This window comes from uncultured Bradyrhizobium sp., assembly GCF_947648125.1.
Classification (GTDB): Bacteria; Pseudomonadota; Alphaproteobacteria; order Rhizobiales; family Xanthobacteraceae; genus Bradyrhizobium.
Map to the genome: position 1 here is coordinate 159,352 of NZ_CANSMR010000003.1, position 22,394 is coordinate 181,745.

The following is a 22,394-nucleotide window of genomic DNA, read 5'->3' on the forward strand; positions in this document are numbered from 1 at the left end:
CGTCATGCGTTCGAGTCGCATCCGTGCCGGCCTCATGCCGCTGCTGCTCGGCGCCCTGTTCCTGGCGCTGGATTGCGTTGTGACGGGCAGCACCGGGGCCGGACAGGCGCTCGCGGCGTGCGAGCTGCGCTCGCGCGGCGGCGTGATCAAGCGCGTGGTGCAGATCGAGCTCGATAGCGTTCACCTGCGCCGCGACAACCCGAACGTTCCGTCGGACCTCGAGCAGATGCCGCATTTGCGCGATTTCATCACGCGCGATGGAATCATCGGGAGCAATCACCAGACCTCGCCGCTGGCCGAGACAGCCACGGACGCGCTCACGATCCTGACCGGCTTGCACGGCGACCGCATGGGCGTTCCGATCGGCGACCGCAGCGCTGCGTTCCGCAGCGACGGCAGCGTTGGCTATGCCAGTGCTTTCGCCTACTGGACCGCGAACAGCAGCGACGGCAAGCCACTGATGCTGGCCGACACCGGCAAGACCGTGCCCGCGCCATGGGTGCCGTTCACATCAGCCGGCTGCGACGTCGGCGCGTTCGCAACGACAGGTCTGACGCTGCAGGAGATCGGCCCCGAGATCGCGGCCACGCTCGGCGCCTCCGAAGCGCGCGCTGCTGCCGGCGATCCGCTCAAGGCGCGTGCCGATCTGCTCGGCATCGCCATCCATTGCGCCCGCGGCAGTGCATTGTGCAGCAACGCCAATGCGCGTCCCGATCTGTTGCCGGATGAACGGGGCGGCTACGCCGGCTTCAGCGCGTTGTTCGGCAACCGCAATGTGCAGCCGGTGATCTCGCCGGACGGCCCGGTCAGGGATCTTGACGGCGATATCATCGACGACGACGCAGGCCACCCCGGCTTTCCCGGTGCATCGGAGGCAACGGCCGCCCAATCGCTCGGCTATGCCGCGGCGATGCTGGAGGCCGGCGTCCCGGTGGTCTATGTCGGAATCGGCAATGCGCACAGGCCGGCCGCCGCGCGGCGGCGCGCCCTCGGCCCCGGCGAACGCGACCATGTCGCAAGGCTCGCCGCAGACGATGCGGCCTTCAAGATTTTTATCGACCGGCTCGCCGCAAGCGGGATCACCACGCGCAACACGCTGTTCGTCGTCGTGCCCACAGGCAACGACCGCTTTGTCGGCGGGCCACCTAGCCCGCCGGCGTGTGATGGCCTTGCGGTGCCCTGCAGCTACGGGCCGATCGGCGCGATCGGCATCGCCATCGATCGGCTGCTCGCGACGGAACGGCGCAACGTCACCGCGTTTGATGTTCAGGCCGGCAACACGCCGCCGTTCTACATCCGCGGCAATCCGCTATCCACCGATCCGCTGACGCGCACGCTCGCACAGGATGTCGGCAAGCTTGGCGTCGTCAACCCACTCACCGGCAAGAGCGATCGCCTGACATCGATGGTCGCGGACCGCGCCCAGATGCAGCTCATGCACATGGTCACGGCAAGCCCCCTGCGCACGCCGCATGTCCTGATGTTCGCAGATCCCGACTACGTCATTCGGACTGCCGCCAGCCGCGCCGACTGCGCACAGCCGCCGGCCTGCATTGCGGTCGATCCCGACACGACGTGGGTGCGCGGCGACATCGCGCAAATCCTCGGCGGCAGCTGGTTCGGCATGGCCGGACCGGGCGTCGCGCACCGTGGCGAGACACCGGACATCCTCTCGCATCACGCGGACCTGCGGCCCACCGTGCTGGCGTTGCTGGGCCTGACCGACCGCTACATCCACGACGGCGTCGTGCTTGTTGATGCGCTCGAAGCGAACGCGCTGCCGGCGGAGCTCGCAAACGATCGCGAGACCTATAGGGATCTGGCGCGCGCCGCCAAGACGATCAACGATCCGCTCGGTCAACTCGGACGCAACGGCCTTGTGCTAGCGACCCAGGCCATCAAGGGCGGCGACGTCGGCTATCAGCGCTATCTCGACACGATCGGCGCGATCACCACGAGGCGTGGCGCCCTGACGCGCGAGATCAACACGCAACTCGATAGCGCAGCTTTCAGCCATCGGCCGCTCAATCCGTCTTACGCCCGCGCACTGATCGGTCGCGCCGAGGCGCTGGTCAACGAGGTCGAGGATCTCGCCGGCAGCAACCTGGCCCCTGCCGATCGTCCCTGGAAGGCAGCAAGCGATGCGCATTGACAACCGAACTGCCGGTGACACCGCAGCATCCCCGCGAGGCGGACACGAGCGGCCGGTCGAGCAACGTCTCCCGCCGTTCTGCCTCCCGCGCATGGTGTCGGTTGGCGCAGTGACCGGCACGTGGCTTGCGCTCGCCGGCCTGCTCGGCGGCTGCATGATGGACAAGGGCATCGACTTGCCTGGCCGCGACCAGGTGACCGACCCGATCCGCGATGCCGACTTGCGGGCGCGCTGGAGCGGCCCGGTCGGCGGAACCTCCGCCGCCGCGACGACATCCGCGCGCACGCAGCCCATGGTGTTTCCCGGCGCCGATCAGGATCTCGCGCCGGCGCCCACGCCTACGCAACGAGACGCCGCCACAACGGCGACGACCCGCCTGGCGAACGCGGTCGACAGCGACGTCGTCACCGAGGGCGGCGGCATCGAGCTGAATTTTGACAATGCCGATATTCCGACGGTGGTGAAATCGGTGATCGGCGACAGCCTCGGAATGAACTACATCGTCGACCCGCGGGTGCAGGGCGTGATTACGCTGGCCTCCGCGCAGCGGATTCCGCGCAAGGACGTGTTGCCGATCTTCGAAAGCGTGCTGCGCATGTCGAACGCGGCGCTGCTGCGCGAAGACAATCTGATCCGCATCGTGCCGCTGCCGGAGGCCGCCGGTGCCGGCGTCTCGGTCGTCGGCGCGGGACAACCCGGCTATGGCGTCTCGATCGTACCATTGCGGTTTGTCTCTGCCGCCGCGATCGGCAAGACGGCGGAAAGCTTCCTGTCGCGACCCGGCGCCGTGCGCGTCGATCAGGCCCGCAACGTGCTGCTGATCCAGGGCACCGCCTCCGAGCGGCAGGCGGCGCTCGGCGTCATCGGCACGCTCGATGTGGAGTGGCTGCGCAATCAGTCGGTCGGGCTCTATCCGCTGAAGTCGACCGCGCCCGAGACCATGATCCGCGAGCTCGAGAAAGTCTTCGACACCGCCGACGGCGGACAGGGACAGGGCGTGATCAAGTTTCAGCCGGTGTCGCGCATGAACGCGGTGCTGGCGGTGAGCAAGAACAGCAAGGTGCTGGAACGCGCCACCCAATGGGTGCGGCGGCTGGACCGCTCCGACCCCACCGGCACCACGGTGCGGGTCTACAGCCTGCGCTTCGGCAATGCGCGCAGCATTGCCCGCATCCTCAACGAGATGTTCGTCGGCCGCAGCTCGCAATCGGCCGGTGACAGCCAAACCAGTCCGACCGCGCCCGGTCAGAGCGGAACGACATCGCGTATCGACTCACTCGGTGCCGGCACGCTCAGCAGCAGCAACAATCCAGCGACGCCAAACCAGGGCGGCACCGACAATTCCGGCACCGCCAATCGCAGCGGCGCGGCCCAGGTCGGATTCTCCGATCGCAAGGACGACGACCAGGATACTGCGGGACCGGGCGGCGGCGGCACCGGGCTGGGCTCGCTTCCGCGCGGCGTCTTTCAGAATGTTCGTGTCACTGCCGACAAATCGACCAACGCGATCATGGTCTATTCCAACCAGGAAGATTATCTCGTGATCGAGCGGGCGATCGAGTCGCTGGATCGGCCGCGACTGCAAGTCGCCGTCGATGCCATGGTCGCCGAGGTCACGCTCACCGACCAGCTGCAGTATGGCGTGCAGGCCTATCTGACCAGCGCCAACGCCGGCGCCGGCCCCGACAAGGGATCGGTGGGCCTGTTCGGCGCCGCGCAATCGGCCGCCCAGACCGCCCTGCTCGCGCGGGTGCTCCCCGGTTTCAACCTGCTGCTCGGCGCCGAAGCCAATCCCAAGTTCGTCCTCAACGCGCTGTCCACCCTGACCACGGTCAAAGTGCTGTCGGCGCCGTCGCTTGTGGTCGCCGACAACGAGCCGGCGATCCTCGAGGTCGGCGACCAGGTGCCGATCTCGACCGGCAGCACCGTCACCGGCCTCAATGTGGTCAGCAGTATCAGCCGGCAGAACACCGGCATCATCCTGAAGGTGCTGCCGCATGTGCATCCGAACGGATCGATCGAGCTCGAGATCGAGCAGGAGGTCTCCAATGTCGTCAATCCGGGCGGCGCGAGCGCCCAGAACCTGACGCCCACCATCTCGCAGCGGCGGATCCATTCGACGGTCGGCACCAGCAGCGGTCAGACCGTGCTGCTCGGCGGCCTCATCAAGGAGGACGACGAGCGCTCGGTCGCCGGACTGCCCGGCCTCAGCCAGATCAAATATCTCGGCGACCTGCTCAGCCAGAAGAGCGACACCAAGCTCCGCTCCGAGATCATCGTGTTCGTCACGACGAAGCTGGTGCGCAACGGCCACGACGCCCAGGTGGTTGCCGAGGAATTCCGCGAGCGTCTCGACAGCATGCGACGCGCACCTTCGAGCTTCGATGCGCCGGGCGCGGCACCGCCGTCTGTCGCGCGCAAGTGAGACCGAGGCCGCCGATGGCGATGGTGTCATCCATGCTGCGGGTCCTGGGAGCAGCCATCTTCAGCACGGCCGCGACCGCCGCCGAGCTGAGCAGCGTCACTCTCAAGGGTGACATCACCATCATCGCGCTCAGCGGCGACGTCGCCCAAGGCGACACGGAGACTGCGGAAGCACTGATCACGGCGGCCAATGACGGCAACCGCCTGATCTCGGCGGTGCGGCTCGATTCACCTGGCGGCAGCCTCGCCGAGGCGGTCAAGCTCGCCGGCCTGATCCGCAGGGCGAAGCTGCCGACCATCGTCGCGGCTGGATCGCGCTGCGCATCGGCCTGCTTCATCGTGTTCGCGGCGGGAAACGAGAAATTCGCCAGCTATGAGGCCGCGATCGGCGTCCACGGCGTGTCCGATAAATTCGGCCACGAGACTGCGCAAACCGAAGAGGCGACCATCGCCATGGCGCGCATCGCAAGCGGGTTCGGCGTGCCGCCGCGCATCGTCGGACAGATGCTGGCGACGCACGCCCACGAGATCGCGTGGCTGACGCCCGACGATCTGCGCGCCATGGGCGCCATCATGACCGATCGGCCCGGACACCACACCCCGCCGCCGCCAACATCGCCTGACGATCGTTGGCTTGCCGGGCTCGATCATCAACCGGACGACGGAACAACGAGATCGCAAGGGGCCGATCAGCGCGCGAGAGAGGCCGCGGGCAAGCCCGGCCAGCACGGGTTGCCCTTGCAGAAGAGGTAAGGCGGTTTCCGCGCAAGAGTTCGTCGAGCGCGCCGACATGGCGTGCATCGAGACCGGATTGCGCCCGCTTCTCGGCCTCCCGATCGCGATCATCACAGCGCTCTCGCTCACGAGGCTCACTCGTGATCGCAGGCAGCGTCATTGCTCGTTGCTCGCGGCGCTGGTTAGCTTGTCCAACGAGATGTCTCCGGCAGTCCCGCTGCCTCCCTCCTGGCCATCGGAGCCATAGGAGAGGATATCGTAGGCATCATGTTCGCCGGGCGCCCGATAGATATAGGGATGACTCCATGGGTCATTTGGAACCATGCCGCCCTTCAGGTAAGGACCGTTCCAGTTGGCAGCGCCTGACGTCCGCTGCACCAGCGCCGTGAGCCCCTCCGCAGTCGACGGATAGCGGCCGGTATCGAGCTGGAACAGGTCGAGCGCGCTCGCAAAACTCCGCATCTGGATCTTGGCAGCCTTGACCTTCGATTCACTCAGGTAACTCAGCACGCGTGGGCCGACCAATCCCATGATCAAGCCGATGATGGCGATGACGACCAGCATCTCGACAAGCGTGAATCCCCGCTCGCCTTTCCGCGTACTGTCTCGGTCGATACGCCCGGAAGTAAGGACAGGTTTTTGCTTCGACATCGCTGTTCGTCCAATGAGCTGCAAGGCGGAGGTCCGCCAGCAGACTTGTCGACGCTCCGTGAATAGTTCCGGGCGCCTCGATCGAGGCGCCCGGTCGTGTGCTTGACGCGATCTGGTACGGCGCAATCGGAATTGCGCCGTCCGCAATGCGTCGACTTACTTGGCGCCGCCGCTGGCGCCGTTGGCGACGTTCAGGCAGCCGTTCGCTTGCGTGGCGGCCGCGGCGGAGATGGCGGTCGTCAGGCTGCCCCAGTACTGCTTCTTGATGTTCTGGGCATAATTGACCGGGACCAGGTGGAAGCCTGCGTTCTGGACCACCGCCGAGACATCCGGATCAAAGTTGCCATCGCCGGAATCGGCGCCGGCAATGTACGTCGTCAGGAAGTTGACGAGGTTGGTGACGCGGTTGGAGTCGGCCTGGACGTTGTAGCAGCTATACAGGTCGAGGAAGGTGGTGCCGCTGAGCGGATAGGCGTTCAGCTTGTTCGTGAGCGGCAGCACCGGCAGGCCGGTCACGGTCACACCGGACTGGGTGACGGCGCCGAACACGTTGGCATAGATGTTGTAGTCGTTCCAGGTCCAGGTCGTGGACGGCGTCTTGAGCCGGGTGTCACTCCACGCGGCGGCGGCGCCATCCGGCGTCGGTGCAATGAACGTCAAGTTCGCCGGACGAGTAGCCGGCGGGGTCACAGAGTTGTTCGGAACGTAGGTCCCCGCGCCGCGGAGCTGCTCGTTCTGCAGCGCTGCCGAGAGCGGCGCGGCGATGGTCCCAACCTGGGTGGTGTAGGGCTGGGTGAAGTCGGCGCTGACATATCCGATGCGGCCTGCATTGCCACTGCTGATGCTGATCGCCGATGCCACGCCACCGCTGCCGGTCGCGGGGACCCAGGCGTTTGTCGCCGTCGTGTTGTTCCAGCCTCCCGCGCCGCGGACAGCGTTGATACGGGTGATCAGGTTGGAGAAGGACGTGCTCGGCAGGGTCGTGGTGTTGAAGATCGAGGTGTAGCCGAACGCGCCGGTGGAATCGAGCAGCGGGCAGACCGCCTTGAGATAGTTGGTCAGGATGAAGCTCGTGCCGCTGCCATCGCCGCGGTACACGATCTTGATCGGCAGCGACGAGCTCGAATAGGCCTGCAGCGTGCCCCCGCTGTTGGCGTTGGCGTAATTGAAAGCCGCGAGCTGCTGCGTACCGGTCTTGTCCAGGTAGGGGATCTTGTTGGCGGTGACATCGTTCCAGTCGGTGACCAGACCGGTGAAGATCGCGCACAGCTGCCCCGTGGTGAGCTGGATGGCGGCGCCCTGGTGGGCTTGGGTGCCGGGCGTGGTGCCCGCGCCCGCGACTGACGAGTTCACCGTCATCGTGCTGGTGTTGACGCCGATCGCGACGTTGACCTCGAAAGCCGGGATCTGGATCGGATTGCCGTAGGCCGTGGTGTTGTAGGCAACCGACGCCGTCGAGGTGCTGTTCAGCGTGATCTGGGTCAGCGCGCCGCCGGTGGTGGTCCAACCCTGCGTCGGGTTGAAGCTGACGGACGACGTCGTGAGCGCCGCCAGGGTGCTGGCGAGCGGGGAGTCCGACAGGCCGATATCGACGCGCGGATAGGGATAGCTGCCGAACTTGGTCGCCGGGCTTCCCGGATTGGCAAGGTCGATCGTCGCGGGCTGGTTCGCCGGCAGCGGCGTGGCGATCGAGATGTTGGCCGACGCGCTCGGCGTGACCGTGCCGTTGTACCACTGCTGCGGATTGTTGGTGATGAAGCCGCGCACGCCGTTGCCGCTGCCGACACCGGCATACATGCCTTGCACCGGCACGCTCACCAGCGTGCAGGTGGTCGGCAATTTGCCTCGGGCCGGGAAGCTGGAGTCGAACGCGAAACCGTCGGGATAGGCGGTGCCGGAACCGACAATGCCGCCCATGTAACAGTCGAAGATCTGCCGGAAGGCTTCCGAGGCGAGCGTGCTGCCGCCCGCGTAAATGCCGGCTGTGGCGGTGGAAGCCTGCGCGTTCGCGGGCGTGATGGTCGAGGACGCGAGCAGGGCGAGCACCGAGGCGGTGCCGAGCATGTATCTGGACGATTGCATTTTCATTGCGCTGTTCCTGTGGGGTTGATCACCACCGGCACATCGTCATCGCGTCGTCATCAGAGCGCAAAGTAATCTTCAAACAAGATGAAGTTTATTTTGCCACTCAACCAAGATTTGTTAGAACAAATCTACGATCGAGAAAGTATCTCTGCCGTCGACGTCATGTCTCCGTCGCCGATGATTGACTTCACGTCTGATAGACAATTCGACGATCGGCTTCGCGCAGGGATTATTTTCGATCAGTGTCCGAAAAACATCTTGGCAATACCACATCGGGTGCTCTATGGACTCCCCCGTCCGGCGGATCGCCGTCTGATCGCAAACTATCTACAGAGCAATCTCTGCGGGCTTTCATTCAAGCGAGGCCTCCCACATGGAAGACAACTCGAGCGGACGTCTTGCGATTCGTGTGGGGCATGGCGGCCATGCAATTTTGGCGCGCCCGCTGACAAACTATCCATCAACCGACCTGAAGCGGGCGCAAGCTCTGCATCAAGAGGGCGTGGCGCACGCACGACAGGACCGCTGGCGCCAGGCACTGCGCGCATTCAACGAAGCCGCGCGGCTCGCGCCCGACCAGTCCGGCTTCAATTATTGCAAGGGCGTTGCGCTGTGCCGGTTCGATCGTTTCGATGACGCGCGCGAGGCATTCGCCGCGGAACTCAGGGTGACGCCGACGCATGCGCCGGCGCTTGCCGAGATCGGCACCTGCCTTGCCCGCACCGGACGCACCCGGGACGGCATTCCCTATCTCCAGGATGGGCTGCGCCTGCTGCCGAAGATGCCGCTCGCGCAATACAGTCTCGGTCTGGCGCTCCTCACCGAGAACCGGCGCAGCGAGGCGCTCGCGGCGCTGGACAAGGCGATCGAGCTCGATGCCGGATATGGCGAAGCCTACCGTACCCGCGGCCTCGCCTATGTGATGGATGGACAGTTCGACAAGGCGGTCGACGATCTCCGCGCCGCCTCAACGATCGACAGCGACAACTACAAGGCGATCATCGAGCTCGGCATGAACTTCGGTATCGCCGCGCGCGACCAGCAGGCGGCGCGGCTGTTCGAGATCGCCGCCGAGAGCGCGCCGACCGTCGCGCTGCCGCAGTATCTCTATGGTCACTTCCTGATCAATCATCGCGCGTTCGAGCGCGGGCTCTCTTATGTCGATCGCGCGCTCGCAATCGATCCGCTGCAGGCGGAGCATCATGTCGGCCGCGGCTTCGGATTGCTCGGACAGGGGCGCATCGAGGAGGCCGTCGCGGCCTATCGGCGCGCAGGCGAGCTCGATCCCGGGAGCGCCGGCATCGCCGGAACCCTGCTGTTCGCACTTCAGCACAAACCGGGCGTGACCCGCGACGAGCTGCTGCGCGAGCACAGGCGATGGGCGATGCTCTACCGGCCGAGCGCGCCGCTCAGTCGTCTTGCATTCGCCAACGCGCCGGATCCGGCACGCAGGCCGCGGCTCGGCCTGGTGTCGGCGGACCTGCATCGCCATGCGGTCTCGTTTCTCGTCCTGCGCGCCTTCGAGGCGCTCGTCGCACTCGGCTACGAGATCTTCTGCTACAAGACCGACAGCAAGCGGCAAGACGACGACTTCAGCGAACGCTACAAGGAAATCTCGCTCTGCTGGCGCGACGTATCCGGAATGGACGACCCGGCGCTGGGACGGCAGATTGCCGAGGACCGTATCGACGTCCTGTTCGATCTTGCCGGCCACACCGCCGGCAACCGCCTCTCGCTGTTCGCAATGCGCGCGGCGCCGATCCAGCTCAGCTGGGCCGGCTATGTCGGCACGGTCGGGCTCGATACCTATGACGGTCTGATCGCCGATCCGGTGGAGATTCCGCCGGCGCATGACGCGAGCTATATCGAGCGCCCGATCCGCCTGCCCGACTGCTATGTCTGCTATCACCCGCCGGCGAAAGCCCCTGAGGTGCCGCCGCTGCCGAGCTTGAGCGGTGGCCGCTTCACGTTCGGCTGCTTCAATCGTCCGGCCAAGCTCAACAGCGAGCTTGGCAAGGCTTGGGCGCGCATTCTCGCGCAAGTACCGGACTCGCGCATCCTGATGGTTTATGGCGGCCTCGGCGAGACCAGCACGCGCGACGCGGTCTACAACGTGCTCGGCCAGGGCGGCGTTCCACGCGAGCGGGTCGAATTGGTCGGCGAAACCGAGCAGGACAAGCTGCTGGTGGCCTATGGCGAGGTCGATGTCGCGCTCGATCCGTTTCCCTATTCTGCCGGCGTCACGACGCTCGAGGCGATGTGGATGGGCGTTCCGACCGTGACTTTCGTCGGCGATACCTTCGCCGGCCGTCACTCGGCGGCGCACCTGACCGCAGCGGGACTGGGCAGCTTCTGCGCACACAGCATCGACGACTACGTCGCGATGGCAGTTGGCTGGACGCAGCGGCGCGATGAACTCGCCGAGTTGCGCCGCACCTTGCGCGAACGCGTCGCCGCCTCGCCGCTCTGCGACGCCCCGCGTTTCGCCGACAATCTCTCGCGCGAATTGATGAAGCTCTGGGCGGAGTGGTGCGAGGTCCGTATCAACGCGGCGGCCTAGAGCATGATCCGGAAAAGTGTGTAGCGGTTTTCCGAAAAGATCATGCTCAAAACAAAGAAATAGAGCGGGATGATGATTCGAAGAAAAGGCATCTCGCTCTAATCGCAGGCGAAGCGGACAAAGGTGCGGTCTTCCGCGGGTATCGCGAAGGAGACGCAGGTCGACCGTAAGGAGTGCGTCGATGTCGAAAGCAGGGTTCAGCGAAGCGCAGACGATGCGTGCAGGGCTGGCGATGCTCAATCAAGCTTCGTCCGAGCGGCGCGCGGAATTCATCCAAACTGTCATGGACCGCGCTATCGCCCTGTTCCGCGACGGTCAGCTGGACAGCGCCGATCTGCTGCTCGAGACCATGGAGCAGGAACCCGAGGCGCGGTCACACGTCCTGCATGTCCGCGGCGTGATCGCGCTGCAGCGGGAGGAGGACGAGCGCGCGCTGGAGCTGATCGGGGAAGCGGTCAGGCTCAATCCCGCCGACGGCGAAGCGCATGGCAATCTCGGCGTTCTGCTGCTGAAGGGCCGCCAGTACCCGCAGGCGCTGGCCGCCTACACTGCCGCGCTGACGCTCCGGCCGGACAACGCGGCGGCGCAGCTCGGCCTCGCCCGCGCCCTGGCGATGCTCGAGCTGAGCGATTTCGCCGACGACGTATTCCGCGACCTGATCGCGAGCGCCCCCGATTACATCGATGCGATCGTCGATTTCGGATGGTTGCTCAGCGACACCAACCGGCACGACGCAGGCATCACGTTGCTGCATGACGCGCTGGAACGATATCCTACCCGTACAGAGCTGCGCTCCGTGCTTGCCGTCTGCCTGTTCGGCGTCGGCAACTGGTCGGCGGCCTGGGCCGAGTATGAAGGGCGGCTGTCGGATCCCCGCGTCAACAGGCATCTGATCTCGACCGACCGGCCACGCTGGCAGGGTGAGGATCTTGCTGGCAGGACCATCCTGCTGCAATCCGAGCAAGGCTTTGGCGACACATTTCAGTTCGTGCGCTACGCGCCGATGGTGAAGGCGCGCGGTGGCCGCGTGATCCTGCGGACGCCGCAGGTCTTGTTGTCCCTCATGCAAACCGTCGCCGGCGTCGATGATGTCGTCAGCGACGCGACCGCAGCGCCGGCATTCGACGTCCACGTGCCGCTGTTGTCCTTGCCGCTGATCTTCGATACCCGGATCGACACGGTTCCGGCGGCAACTCCCTATGTCACGCCCGATCCGGATCTGGTCGCCCGATGGCGCGAGCGCCTTCGTGAGCGCCTTGGCGACAATCCTGGCCGCGGCATGTCCGTCGGCCTGGTGTGGCAAGGCAATCCCGGCCATCTCAATGATCAGCGCCGCTCGATCCGGCTCGACCTGCTACGCACCCTGCTCGACTGTCCGCGCGCGCGATTTGTCAGCCTGCAGATCGGTCGCGGGCGTGAGCAGCTCGCCGACTTCGACGATCGTATCCTCGATACCGGCGCGCAGATCGACGCGGCATCCTTCGCCGATGCCGCAGCGATCATCGGCAATCTCGACCTCGTCATCTCGATCGACAGCGCCATCGCGCATCTGGCCGGCGCAATGGGCAAGCCCGTCTGGATCCTGCTCGCCAATGGCAGCGATTGGCGTTGGCTGCGAGATCGCAACGATACCCCGTGGTATCCACAAGCCCGGCTATTCCGACAAACAAGGCCGGGCGATTGGGCTGAAGTGATCGGACGGTTGAACTGCGAACTCAGGTCCCTCGCCGGGGCCAGGTCTGAGTTGCCGGCGGAACCGATCGCGGACCCGATCATGAGTTCCGCGGTTAAGATGACGGTGCCCCATGACGAGGGCGACGCGCTGGTCTGTGATGCGCTGTTCGTCGAGGCGTGCCGCCAGCATCGTGCAGGCAAACCGGATCGCGCGGCGAAACTATTCGAGCATATCCTTTCCTTCGACCACGGACACGTCAACACACTGTGCAATCTCGGCGCGATCGAGCTCGGCTTCGGCCATCATGAGCGCGCGTACACGCTGTTGCAGACCGCGGTGGCGATCGCACCTGACCTGGCGCCGGCGCGTATCGCACTCGCCGATGTGCTGATCGCGACGCACAGGACAGAGCAAGGGGTTGCTCAATACCGCAGGGCGGTCGAGCTTGCACCAACGAGCGTCGACGCCCACGCGGCATACGCAAATGCGCTGCGGAAGCTTGGCCGTGATGAGCAGGCGAGCGGCATGCCTGCCGATATGGCGAAGCGCCAGCTTCGTCAGCATTACCGCAGGGCGCTGGAACTCGCCCCCGCCAGTGACAAACTGCACGCGCAATATGCACTGGCATTGTGCGAGCTTGGCGATCTCGATAACGCCATGCTGCATTTCCTGGCCGCGACGAAGATCAATCAGCAGCAAACCTCGGAATTCTACGAAGCGCTTGGGCGCGCATGCGCCGCACGCGGCAATTCGCAGGGCGCCGAAATCAGCCTGAAACATGCAGTTGCGCTCGATCCGCGCCGCGTGACCGCCCATTGCGCACTTGCCGACGTCTATCTCTTGCTCGAACGACCCGATGAAGCATCGGCAAGTTTCCGTGAGGCGCTGGCGATCGATGCCGGAAGTACGGCAGCCCTGCGCGGAATTGAACGGACGCTTACGGCGCAGCGGAACACAGTCATCAACGGAATATCGTGACATGGGTTGCGTTGCCGGTGATCGCGTTGTTGCTCGCGTCGCAATCGCAGCCGTGACGCGCGCAGCAATTGTCCCGGACACAAATCAATTCTGCATCATCGACTGTGGCACGGCATGTCGCGACGTGAGCACTCGTTGTGGTTTCATTTCCATGTCACCAACCACAGATAGAAATGTCGCGACCGACTTGAAATGTGACGATTGCCGCGGTTGGGGATGGGGCCCCTGCAATGAGCGACACCAATCGAACGGCGTTGCTCGCGCTCCTCGTCACAAGCTACGACGATCTCAAACAACGTTTGACGCGCCGGACCGGGTCGGCGGATCTCGCCGACGAGGCATTGCAGGATACGTTTCTGCGCTTGAGCAAGGCGGACGGCATCGGGCCCGTTCGCGATTTGCCGGCATATCTGTTCCGCGTGGCGATGAGCGCCATCAGCAACCGGCGCGTTGCCGAACGACGCCGTCGCACGGTGCCGCAAGCGGATACGCTGTTCGATCTACCGGACGAAACTCCCGGCCCGGACCGGATTATCGAGGCGCGATCCGAGATCGGTGCGCTCCGGCGCGCCATCCAGGAGTTACCGACCCGTCGCCGAGAGATCTTCATGGCGATATGTGTTGAAGAAGTACCGTTGCAGCAAGTCGCAAAACGGTTCGGCATCAGCGTGCGCACGGTCCAGGTCGAGATCAAGCAGGCGCTGGTGCATTGCGCAGTGTGCATCGATCGGAACGCGCAGATGCCACGGGCTGCGTTTCGGCGCCGAATTCCATTCACCGAGCGGGAGCGCGCGGCGCTGCATCCAACCGGCGATGGCGATACGGTGCTCGGCCGGCGATTGCCGTTGGGCGGCAGCGGGTGACGCGCGATGGCAAGACAAGTCCATATCGTCCGTCGTGCCGGGGTGACCACATCGCACCCGACGCTTGAGTTGCGACGCCTTCACCATGGTCGGCGACGCGCAGCGCGAGGACTACGTGCCGCGGGTGGATCAACTGTGCAGGCCGGGTCGATCGGAGCTGTGCGATGCTAGCGCGCGAAAGCGATGGGCCTGCGAGACCGGCGGTGCCGCCGATCGACTTCATGACATATCTCGCCGGCAAGGGCGCGTTGCGCGACAGCCAGAAGGATGAAGGGGCTGCTCGGCCGCGTCAGGCCGACGGATCGGCTGGCCATGTCGACTGGAGCGCCGTCACCAAGCTGACACCCTCGGCGCTGGCTGACGAACTGGCCAGCTTTTACAGATGCGACCGGGTTCGTCGCGACGATCTGGTCGACGGGCGCTTTGCCGGCGGCGAGATGTCGACCCGGTTCCTCAAGGAGGAGCGCCTGTTTCCCTACGAGGGCGCGGCCGGCACGTTACGTCTCGCGCTGGCCTCCCCGATCGACGATGAAACGTTGCGCGCGGTCGAACTCATGCTGCGCCGGCCAGTGGCGCTTGCGGCAGCGACCGCCGACGATCTGGAAGCCGCATTGTCGCTACGGCTCGAGCCCGATCAGCCAAGCGACGCCGCGCAGCCCGGGACCGCCGGCGGCGAGGACGATCTCGACAATCTGCGCGACCTCGCGCGCGGTGCGCCGGTCGTGCGAGCGCTTGATGACCTGCTCCGCCTAGCCGTCGAGCAGCGAGCGACCGATCTGCACATCGAGCCCGCCGGCAATACGCTGCAGGTTCGGCTGCGCGTCGACGGCATGCTGAAGAACGTGCCGGCACCGCCGATGACGATGGCCAAGGGCATCCTGTCACGGCTCAAGATCATGGCCGGGCTTAACATCACCGAGCGCCGGCTGGCGCAGGACGGGCGCGCCCACATCCTGGTCGGCGGCAACGAGATCGACCTGCGGGTCGCCACCATGCCGACGATGCACGGCGAATGCGCGGTCATCCGGCTGTTGCGCAAGGGAGCCGGCCTGGTCTCGCTCGACCAGATCGGGCTCAGCGCGCATCACGAGGCGGTTCTACGCAAGGCGTTGCTTGCACCATACGGAATGGTCATCGTCACCGGCCCGACCGGATCCGGCAAGACCACGACGCTCGCAGCATCGCTTGCGGTGATCAATGAACCCACCCGCAAGATCCTGACGATCGAGGACCCCGTCGAGTATCAGATACCCGGTATCACCCAGACCCAGGTGCATCCAGGCATCGGGCTCACCTTCGCATCCGCGCTGCGCTCCTTCATGCGGCTCGACCCCGACGTCATCATGGTTGGCGAGATGCGCGATTCCGAGACGGCCCATATCGGCGTCCACGCCGCGCTGACCGGCCATCTGGTGCTGACGACGCTGCACACCAACACCGCCGCGGGCGCCGTCACGCGCCTGATCGACATGGGAATCGAGAGCTTCCTCTTGGCATCGTGCGCGCGGGTGATCGCCGCGCAGCGGCTGGTCCGGATCCTGTGCGACCACTGCAAGGAACGTCACACCCTGTCGGCGGCAGATATCGCGGCGGACGAACGTTATGCGGCACTCGGCATCGAGGCTGGCGAGGTGGTCTGCCGGCCCAAGGGCTGCGATTGGTGCAGCAACACAGGCTTCCGCGGACGCAAGGGCGTGTTCGAGATCATGGAGATCGGCGCGACGCTGCGACGGTCGATCGGCCCGAAAACCGATGCCTCCGACCTTGAAGCCGTGGCCCGGCGCGCCGGCATGACGTCGATGACGGAGGACGGTGTCGCAAAATTACGCGCCGGGCAGACCACGCTCGATGAGATATTCCGACTGACCATGAGCCTGTAGGACGGTCATGCCGCACTACCGCTATCGCGCGTTGACCAAGGCCGGCGAGATCATTCTCGGCGACCTCGACGCGCCGTCGCGCGAGGAAGTGCTGCGGCGGATCGAGTATCTCGGCCACCTGCCGGTCGAGGCCGAGATCGCGGGCCGCAGTGCGCTGCGCGCCAGTATTTCGAGCGGGAGCCTGCCCCGGCAGCGCGAACTGACCACGTTCCTTCGCCTGCTGGCGTTGCTGCTTCGCTCGGGACTGACGCTGGAAGCTGCGCTCCAGACGCTGGAGGAAGACACCAACAAGGCGGTAGCCCGCTTTGCCGGCAGGCTGCGCTCCGCGGTCTCCGGCGGCGACGGCTTCGCCGAGGCGCTCGAGCGCCACAACCAGATCATCGAGCCAATCTACATCGCGATGGTGCGCGCCGGCGAAGCCTCCGGCAAGCTGGAAGTCGTGCTGCGGGCGATCGTCGAGGACCGGACGCGGCGCGAGCAGCTGTCGCAACGGATCTCGTCGGCGGTCCGCTATCCGATGTTCCTGGTCGGGTCGGCGCTCGTCATCCTGTTCTTCTTCCTGCTCTATGTCGTGCCGCAGTTCGAGTCGGTGTTCACGGAACTGCGCGGACGTCTCAATTCCGGCGCGGCCTTTGCGCTCACGATGTCCACCTGGCTGCGCGCCCATCTCGACGCGTTCCTTGGCGGCTGCGGCGCGGTGCTGCTGCTCGGCTGGCTGATCCTGCGCCAGCCGGCCGCGCGCGCATCGCTGATGGCAGTGCTCGCGACCATTCCCGGCATCTCCGGCCCGATGCACGATCGCCGCACCGCCCGTTTCATCGGCACGCTGGGGCTGCTGGTGGAGAACGGGGTCGCATTGCCGACCGCGCTGAAGATCCTGCGCGATATCATGACCGAACCCCGCTACGCTGCGGCCGTCGAGCAGGTGCACGAGCAGGTGCGCAACGGCCGCCGTTTCATCGAGGCGTTGTCCGAGAGCGACCTGGTGCCACCGCTCGCAGTCCGCATGCTCCGGGTCGGTGATGAGACCGGAGATTTGTCGGCCATCGCGCAGCACGCCGCCGATCTCTATGAGCAGCGGCTCGCCATCGGCCTCGACCGGCTGATGGGTGCGATCGGACCGATTACCATCATCGCCGTCAGCATCGGTATCGGAACGCTGGTGGTATCGATCATGAGTGCGCTGCTCAGCATCACCGAGCTTGCGATGTAGGGATGGCCGATGACGCGCGCAACAATCACCGGTTCGACGGCGGGCTCCACCCTGATCGAGATGATGGCGGTGATGCTGATCATCGCGATGCTGGCATCGCTGGTGGTGGCGATGGTTCCGGGCACCGGGCGCGGCAACCTGAAGGCGTTGACGCTGCAGACCGCGGCACTGCTGCGACGCGAGCGGCTTGCGGCAATTCTCACCGGGCAGAGCCGCCGCGTGTCGCTCGACGGAAATGCACGGACGATCGTCGGGCAGGCGGGCACGATCGCGATCCCTCGCGACGTCCGGGTCGATGTGATCGGCGTGAACGAGCTCTGGTCGGGACGACAGGCGGTCGTGCGGTTCGAGCCGGACGGCGCTTCGACCGGATCCGTGCTGAAATTCTCGTGGGAGAATGTGCGCTATGAGGTGGACGTCAACTGGTATAATGGCCGCGTTGCGGTCGATCTGCCCTGAACCTCGCGACGCACGTGCCGGGTTCACCCTGATCGAGGCGCTGGTGGCATTGGCGTTGCTTCTGGCGTTCGTGTCGGTGCTTGGTCCGCATCTGTTTTACGCGCGCCGGATCGCGGACCGGATCGACGGCCGTATTGCAGCGCAGGTCCTGTTGCGCACGATCCTGGATTCGCCGGTCGACCGCTCGATCCTCGCCAATGGAACGCGTGACGGCGAGACCGCCGGTCTGCGCTGGTCCGTCACATCGGAGCCCATGTTCGTCGATGCCATGGCCGTGCGGCGGGACGCGCCGGCCGCAGCCGCGCCGGACAAGAAGGATGAGCCCGGCACCAAGCGTCCGAACTGGATCGCCTACCATCTCGTAGCGACAGTGTCGTGGGCGCCCGGACGGATGGTCAGCGCGGATACGCTGCGGCTCGGATTGGGAGCCGACGAATGAGCGCAGCATGTCGAAAAGGGCTCCGCGCGGCGTCAGGCTTCACGCTGATCGAGGTGCTGGCCGCGCTCGCGATCGGGTCTGCCGTGATCGCGGCAACTGCGGTTCTGATCAACAACGTTGCGCTGAATTTCGATCGCAGGACAGGCCTGGTGGGAAAGACGGATCAGTTGCTGCTCGCGGTCGACCGCCTCGCGGCGGACGTCGGGTCCGCCCGGCAAGTAAAACAAGGTGACGGTGCGGATGCAGCCGCCGCTTTCAACGGCGATGCGAGCCAGATGACGTTCGTCACCGGAAGCAGTGCGGGTGGCGGCCGGGCTGAGGAAGTGGTCAGCCTGCAGGTCGAGGAGACTGATGGCGTCAACCATCTGGTCCGGCGCCGTGCCCGATGGCAAGGACAACGCACGCCGTTCGCGAGCCTCGCGCTGCAGGACCCCGTCGGGGTGATCGAAGGCCAGGTCGACATCGCGTTTGCATTCGGAAGTCCTGGTCCGGACGGCACGTTGTCATGGAGCACGACATGGATCGGGCAACCGCTTTTGCCGCGCCTTGTGCGGCTGACCGTTCGAGACCGCGCCAGCGGGGCCGAACTGTTGCCCGGCGTGCAGTTCACGCTGCGCGCCGACGCGCCGATCGGCTGTGCCCAGCCCGGAGCCAACGCCGACTGCGTCACCGGCAAGGCCGCATCGCCGAAGGAGACACAGGCCAAGGACCCGCCGCCGGGAGCACGCCGATGAGCAGGCCTCACACCAAACGCGGCATGGTCCTGCTCGCCGTGCTGTGGGCGATCGCGCTATGCGCCGCCCTCGCCATGGCAACCTCGGCGACGTTTCGCAGCCTCGCCGGCATCGTTCGGATCGACCGGGAGCGTGTACAAGCCGACGGACTCCTGACCGCGGGTCTCGAGGCCGCTGCCGGTATCGTCGCGGCGCTGCGAGACACCCCGCCCGCCGAGCGCAGTTCTACGCTGACCTTCGCGACCGGATCCGTCCAGCTGACGATCAGCGATGAGGGCGGCCGCATCGACATCGGAAAGGCGCCGGTCGAACTGCTCGCCTCACTGCTCCGCTATGTCGGCGCCGAGGATGACGATGCCGCCATCGTCGCACAACGCATCGTCGCGCTTCGCGACATCGCTGGACAGGCGCGACCGAACGGTGCGCAGCCGCCGGCGAACAATGCGGCGAAGCCATCGCCGGCGGAGAAGCCTGACCAGCCGGCGGCAGCGTCCACGCCGTTCACTGACATCGGGCAGATCGCCGATATTCCCGGCATGCAGCCGCAATGGATGGCGGCGATGGCGCCCTTGATCACCGTCTTCGGCAGCGGCGGCGTCAATCCGCTCACCGCGCCGGTCGCGGTGCTGCGGGCGTTGCCGTCGTTCGATGCGGAGCATCTTGACGCCTTCCTCGAAATGCGGAGCTCGCCGTTCGTCGATCCCGAGCGCCTCTCCTTCCTGCTCGGACCGGCGCAAAAATACCTGAAGGTTCAGCAGACGCGTGTGGTCGCGGTAGACCTCGTCGCCGGCACGACCGGCGGCTACACCGCCGCGGCCAGAGCGTTCATCGTGCTGCTCCCGGACGACAAGCAACCGTATCGGGTTCTGGCCTGGACACCGATCTCGCGGTTCGCAAGGACAGGCGTCGTCGCATCGCTGGAGGCACGCCGATGAGCATCGAAATGATCATGCGGCACTGGATCGATATCCTCGCCCGTCTGTGGCTCGGCTGGCAGGAGCGGCGCCGCGCCAGGCACTGGTTGAAGGTGACGAGGGTCGGCAACGACTGGGTGGTTGAAGACGCGACGAAATCGGCGAGATCGACCTTCGCGGCGGGGGCCGCGGACAATGCGCTACCTGATGAGATCATCCGCGCCGCACAGAAATCCTTCGTCATTCTCGAGCTTCCTACCCCCGCCATCGTTTCGCGTGCGATGAATGTTCCGGCGCAGGCGCGAGACCTGCTGGCCGGCATCGTGCGCAATCAGATCGAGCGGCTGTTTCCGTGGCGGGCGAGCCAGGCCGCCTACGGCATCAATGTGGCAACCAGCGCGGATGCAAACATCCTCAATGTGCAGATCCTCGCCGCCTCGCGCGCGACACTCGATGACGCGTGCGGCCAGCTCGGCGCGTTGGGCCTGCGGGTCGACCGGGTCGTTGCGGGCAAGGGCCCCGGTGACGGCTCGGTCACGCTGTGGTCCCGCCTCACTGAGGCGTCCGACAGCAGTCTCGCGCGGACGCGCCGAATGGTCGTCGGCCTGATGGTCGGAGCGGTCTGCCTGACGCTGGTGGTGAATGTCTGGGCTTTCATGAGTGCGGCATCCGCGGACAGCGAGAGCGACGAGATCGGATCGCGCCTTGCGACGTTGCAGCGCCAGATCAGGGGCAGTTCGTCGAAAGAGGCGATCGCCTCGCTGGCGCCGGCTGAACGGGCGCGCGCCCTGAAGGAGACATCGCTGGTCGCGGTGGTCGTCGTCGAAGCACTGTCCCGCGCCCTCCCCGACACGTCCTATCTTACGGAACTGAATATGGACGGTTCGACGCTGCGCATCGTCGGCCTCGCTGGCGATGCGCCGTCGCTGATCGCGCCGCTCGAACGCTCCGGGCATTTCAAGGATGTGCATTTCTTTGCTCCGACAACGCGCAATGCCGATGGCGGACGGTTCGTGTTTCACATCGAAGCCCGCGTCGAGCCGCATGTCCGGATCGATGGAGAGTGAATCGTGCTGAAGATGAAGCTGAACCTCAACTTCGACATCAACCGCGAGCAAGTTTTCGCGGCCGGCGGATTCTGCGCGCTGCTGCTGATCTGCGCGATGGCGATTGCGGGCGCGCTGCAGACACGTTCCAGCGCGGCGCAGCACCTGGCCGAACAGCGCGACGAGCTGGCGGCGCTCGAGGCGCGCTCGCGCCCCGCCGCCAACAAGCGCGCGCAGACCCAGCGCCTCGCCGCGCCGGCGGCGGCTTTCCTGGATGCGCCGACCACCGGCCTCGCCGCCGCGCAGCTCCAGGCTTACCTGTCCGAACTGGTGCTGAGCCAGCACGCGGTCCTGGTCTCGTCCGGGATACCCGCCGATCGCGACGACAAGAACGACGCCATCAGGCTCCAGATCTCCCTCAATGCCACGCTGGCGGCATTGCAGACCTTGCTCTACCGGCTTGAAAGCGGCGCGCCCTATGTGTTCGTCGACGCATTGCTGGTGCAGCCGGGCGGATCCACCGAGCGAACTGCCGGCGATCCGGTCTTGAAGGTCACTCTGACGGTGCACGCCTTCTGGCGCCGCCGGACGGCTTGATCGATCGCAACCGTGCAAGAGCGGGCCAACTCAAGGGATGCTACTCCGCAGCTGCTCTCAACTGGCCCCGGAAGTAATCGATCGTTCGCTCGAGACCACGGCCGAGATCGATGGTCGGCTCCCAGCCGAGCACCGAACGCGCCAGCGAGATGTCCGGCTGCCTCTGACGTGGGTCATCGGACGGCAACGGCGCGAACACCAGCTTGCTTCTTGATCCGGTCATTGCAATGACCTGCTCGGCCAGCTCGCGGATGGTGAACTCCCTGGGATTGCCGATGTTGATCGGCCCGGTGAAATCGTTGGGCGTGTTCATGGTCCGGATCATCGCCTCGATCAGATCGTCGACGTAGCAGAAGCTTCGGGTCTGGCGGCCATCTCCGTAGATGGTGATGTCGTTACCGCCGAGCGCCTGGACGATGAAGTTCGACACCACACGGCCATCATTGGGGTGCATGCGGGGACCGTAAGTATTGAATATCCGCACAACCTTGATCCGCAGGCCGTGCTGGCGCCAATAGTCGAAGAACAGCGTCTCGGCGCAGCGCTTGCCTTCGTCATAGCAGGAGCGCAGCCCGATCGGATTGACGTGTCCCCAGTAGGATTCGACCTGCGGATGGATTTCCGGATCGCCATAGACCTCCGAGGTCGAGGCCTGGAGGATCTTGGCCTTCACGCGCTTGGCCAAGCCAAGCATGTTAATGGCGCCGTGGACGCTGGTCTTGGTCGTCTGCACCGGATCGAACTGGTAATGGATCGGCGAAGCGGGGCACGCCAGATTGTAGATCTGGTCGACTTCGACATAGAGCGGGAACGTCACGTCGTGGCGCATCATCTCGAATCGGGGATTGCCGATCAGATGCGCGATGTTGGCCCTGCTGCCGGTGAAGTAATTGTCGACGCAGAGCACATCATGGCCCTGCCCGATCAGCCGCTCGCACAGATGCGAGCCTAGAAATCCGGCTCCGCCGGTCACCAGCACCTTTGCCACG

The 22,394-nt window shown here is 65.5% G+C and carries 17 protein-coding genes; 14 read left to right on the forward strand and 3 right to left on the reverse strand.

Annotated features, from left to right (window positions below; translation table 11 throughout):
• Window positions 1–4 precede the first annotated feature (4 nt).
• From Q0030_RS07695 to Q0030_RS07705, 3 genes are all read left to right on the forward strand, one after another.
• The gene (locus Q0030_RS07695; protein WP_298364971.1) at window positions 5–2,152 is read left to right on the forward strand and encodes a hypothetical protein; all 2,148 of its coding nucleotides are present in this window, start codon (window positions 5–7) and stop codon (window positions 2,150–2,152) included.
• A gap of 109 nt (window positions 2,153–2,261) precedes the next feature.
• On the forward strand, window positions 2,262–4,577 hold the full coding sequence (gspD, locus tag Q0030_RS07700) for a type II secretion system secretin GspD (protein WP_298364972.1): 2,316 nt from the start codon (window positions 2,262–2,264) through the stop codon (window positions 4,575–4,577).
• Between the two features lie 32 nt (window positions 4,578–4,609).
• Entirely contained in the window at window positions 4,610–5,329 is a 720-nt protein-coding gene (locus Q0030_RS07705; RefSeq protein ID WP_298364974.1) for a hypothetical protein, read from the forward strand.
• Between the two features lie 138 nt (window positions 5,330–5,467).
• On the opposite strand, the gene gspG is transcribed toward Q0030_RS07705, so the two are convergent.
• Window positions 5,468–5,962 (reverse strand): type II secretion system major pseudopilin GspG, encoded by a 495-nt coding sequence (gene gspG / locus Q0030_RS07710; RefSeq protein ID WP_298364976.1) that lies wholly within the window; start codon window positions 5,960–5,962, stop codon window positions 5,468–5,470.
• Window positions 5,963–6,118: 156 nt separating this feature from the next.
• Window positions 6,119–8,050 (reverse strand): substrate-binding domain-containing protein, encoded by a 1,932-nt coding sequence (locus Q0030_RS07715; RefSeq protein ID WP_298364978.1) that lies wholly within the window; start codon window positions 8,048–8,050, stop codon window positions 6,119–6,121.
• 466 nt (window positions 8,051–8,516) lie between these two features.
• Here Q0030_RS07715 and Q0030_RS07720 point away from each other — a divergent pair, with 466 nt between their 5' ends.
• From Q0030_RS07720 to gspM, 11 genes are all read left to right on the forward strand, one after another.
• Window positions 8,517–10,607 carry a tetratricopeptide repeat protein gene (locus Q0030_RS07720; protein ID WP_298365741.1) on the forward strand — a complete coding sequence of 697 codons (2,091 nt, stop codon included), beginning with the start codon at window positions 8,517–8,519 and terminating at the stop codon, window positions 10,605–10,607.
• Window positions 10,608–10,788: 181 nt separating this feature from the next.
• A complete protein-coding gene (locus tag Q0030_RS07725; RefSeq protein ID WP_298364982.1) occupies window positions 10,789–13,260 on the forward strand; it encodes a tetratricopeptide repeat protein in 2,472 nt (823 codons plus the stop codon).
• 230 nt (window positions 13,261–13,490) lie between these two features.
• Window positions 13,491–14,123, forward strand: a complete 633-nt coding sequence (locus Q0030_RS07730; RefSeq protein WP_298364984.1) for an RNA polymerase sigma factor — start codon at window positions 13,491–13,493, stop codon at window positions 14,121–14,123.
• Window positions 14,124–14,287: 164 nt separating this feature from the next.
• Window positions 14,288–16,003 (forward strand): GspE/PulE family protein, encoded by a 1,716-nt coding sequence (locus Q0030_RS07735; protein ID WP_298364986.1) that lies wholly within the window; start codon window positions 14,288–14,290, stop codon window positions 16,001–16,003.
• 7 nt (window positions 16,004–16,010) lie between these two features.
• Window positions 16,011–17,216 carry a type II secretion system F family protein gene (locus Q0030_RS07740; RefSeq protein ID WP_298364988.1) on the forward strand — a complete coding sequence of 402 codons (1,206 nt, stop codon included), beginning with the start codon at window positions 16,011–16,013 and terminating at the stop codon, window positions 17,214–17,216.
• A gap of 9 nt (window positions 17,217–17,225) precedes the next feature.
• Window positions 17,226–17,675: a prepilin-type N-terminal cleavage/methylation domain-containing protein gene (locus tag Q0030_RS07745; protein ID WP_298364991.1), complete on the forward strand. Its 450-nt coding sequence runs from the start codon at window positions 17,226–17,228 to the stop codon at window positions 17,673–17,675.
• A complete protein-coding gene (locus Q0030_RS07750) occupies window positions 17,647–18,114 on the forward strand; it encodes a prepilin-type N-terminal cleavage/methylation domain-containing protein (protein ID WP_298364993.1) in 468 nt (155 codons plus the stop codon). The genes Q0030_RS07745 and Q0030_RS07750 overlap by 29 nt, the downstream gene beginning before the upstream one ends.
• Complete coding sequence (locus Q0030_RS07755; RefSeq protein ID WP_298364996.1) at window positions 18,111–18,848, forward strand: prepilin-type N-terminal cleavage/methylation domain-containing protein; 738 nt, start codon at window positions 18,111–18,113, stop codon at window positions 18,846–18,848. The genes Q0030_RS07750 and Q0030_RS07755 overlap by 4 nt, the downstream gene beginning before the upstream one ends.
• Window positions 18,845–19,783 (forward strand): type II secretion system protein GspK, encoded by a 939-nt coding sequence (locus Q0030_RS07760; RefSeq protein WP_298364998.1) that lies wholly within the window; start codon window positions 18,845–18,847, stop codon window positions 19,781–19,783. Before Q0030_RS07755 ends, Q0030_RS07760 begins: the two co-directional genes overlap by 4 nt.
• Window positions 19,780–20,829 carry a PilN domain-containing protein gene (locus Q0030_RS07765; protein WP_298365000.1) on the forward strand — a complete coding sequence of 350 codons (1,050 nt, stop codon included), beginning with the start codon at window positions 19,780–19,782 and terminating at the stop codon, window positions 20,827–20,829. Before Q0030_RS07760 ends, Q0030_RS07765 begins: the two co-directional genes overlap by 4 nt.
• A gap of 12 nt (window positions 20,830–20,841) precedes the next feature.
• Window positions 20,842–21,405 (forward strand): type II secretion system protein GspM, encoded by a 564-nt coding sequence (gene gspM / locus Q0030_RS07770; RefSeq protein WP_298365744.1) that lies wholly within the window; start codon window positions 20,842–20,844, stop codon window positions 21,403–21,405.
• Window positions 21,406–21,445: 40 nt separating this feature from the next.
• Here the strand turns inward: gspM and Q0030_RS07775 are convergent, their stop codons facing one another.
• Window positions 21,446–22,393 (reverse strand): UDP-glucuronic acid decarboxylase family protein, encoded by a 948-nt coding sequence (locus Q0030_RS07775; RefSeq protein ID WP_298365002.1) that lies wholly within the window; start codon window positions 22,391–22,393, stop codon window positions 21,446–21,448.
• Window position 22,394 lies beyond the last annotated feature (1 nt).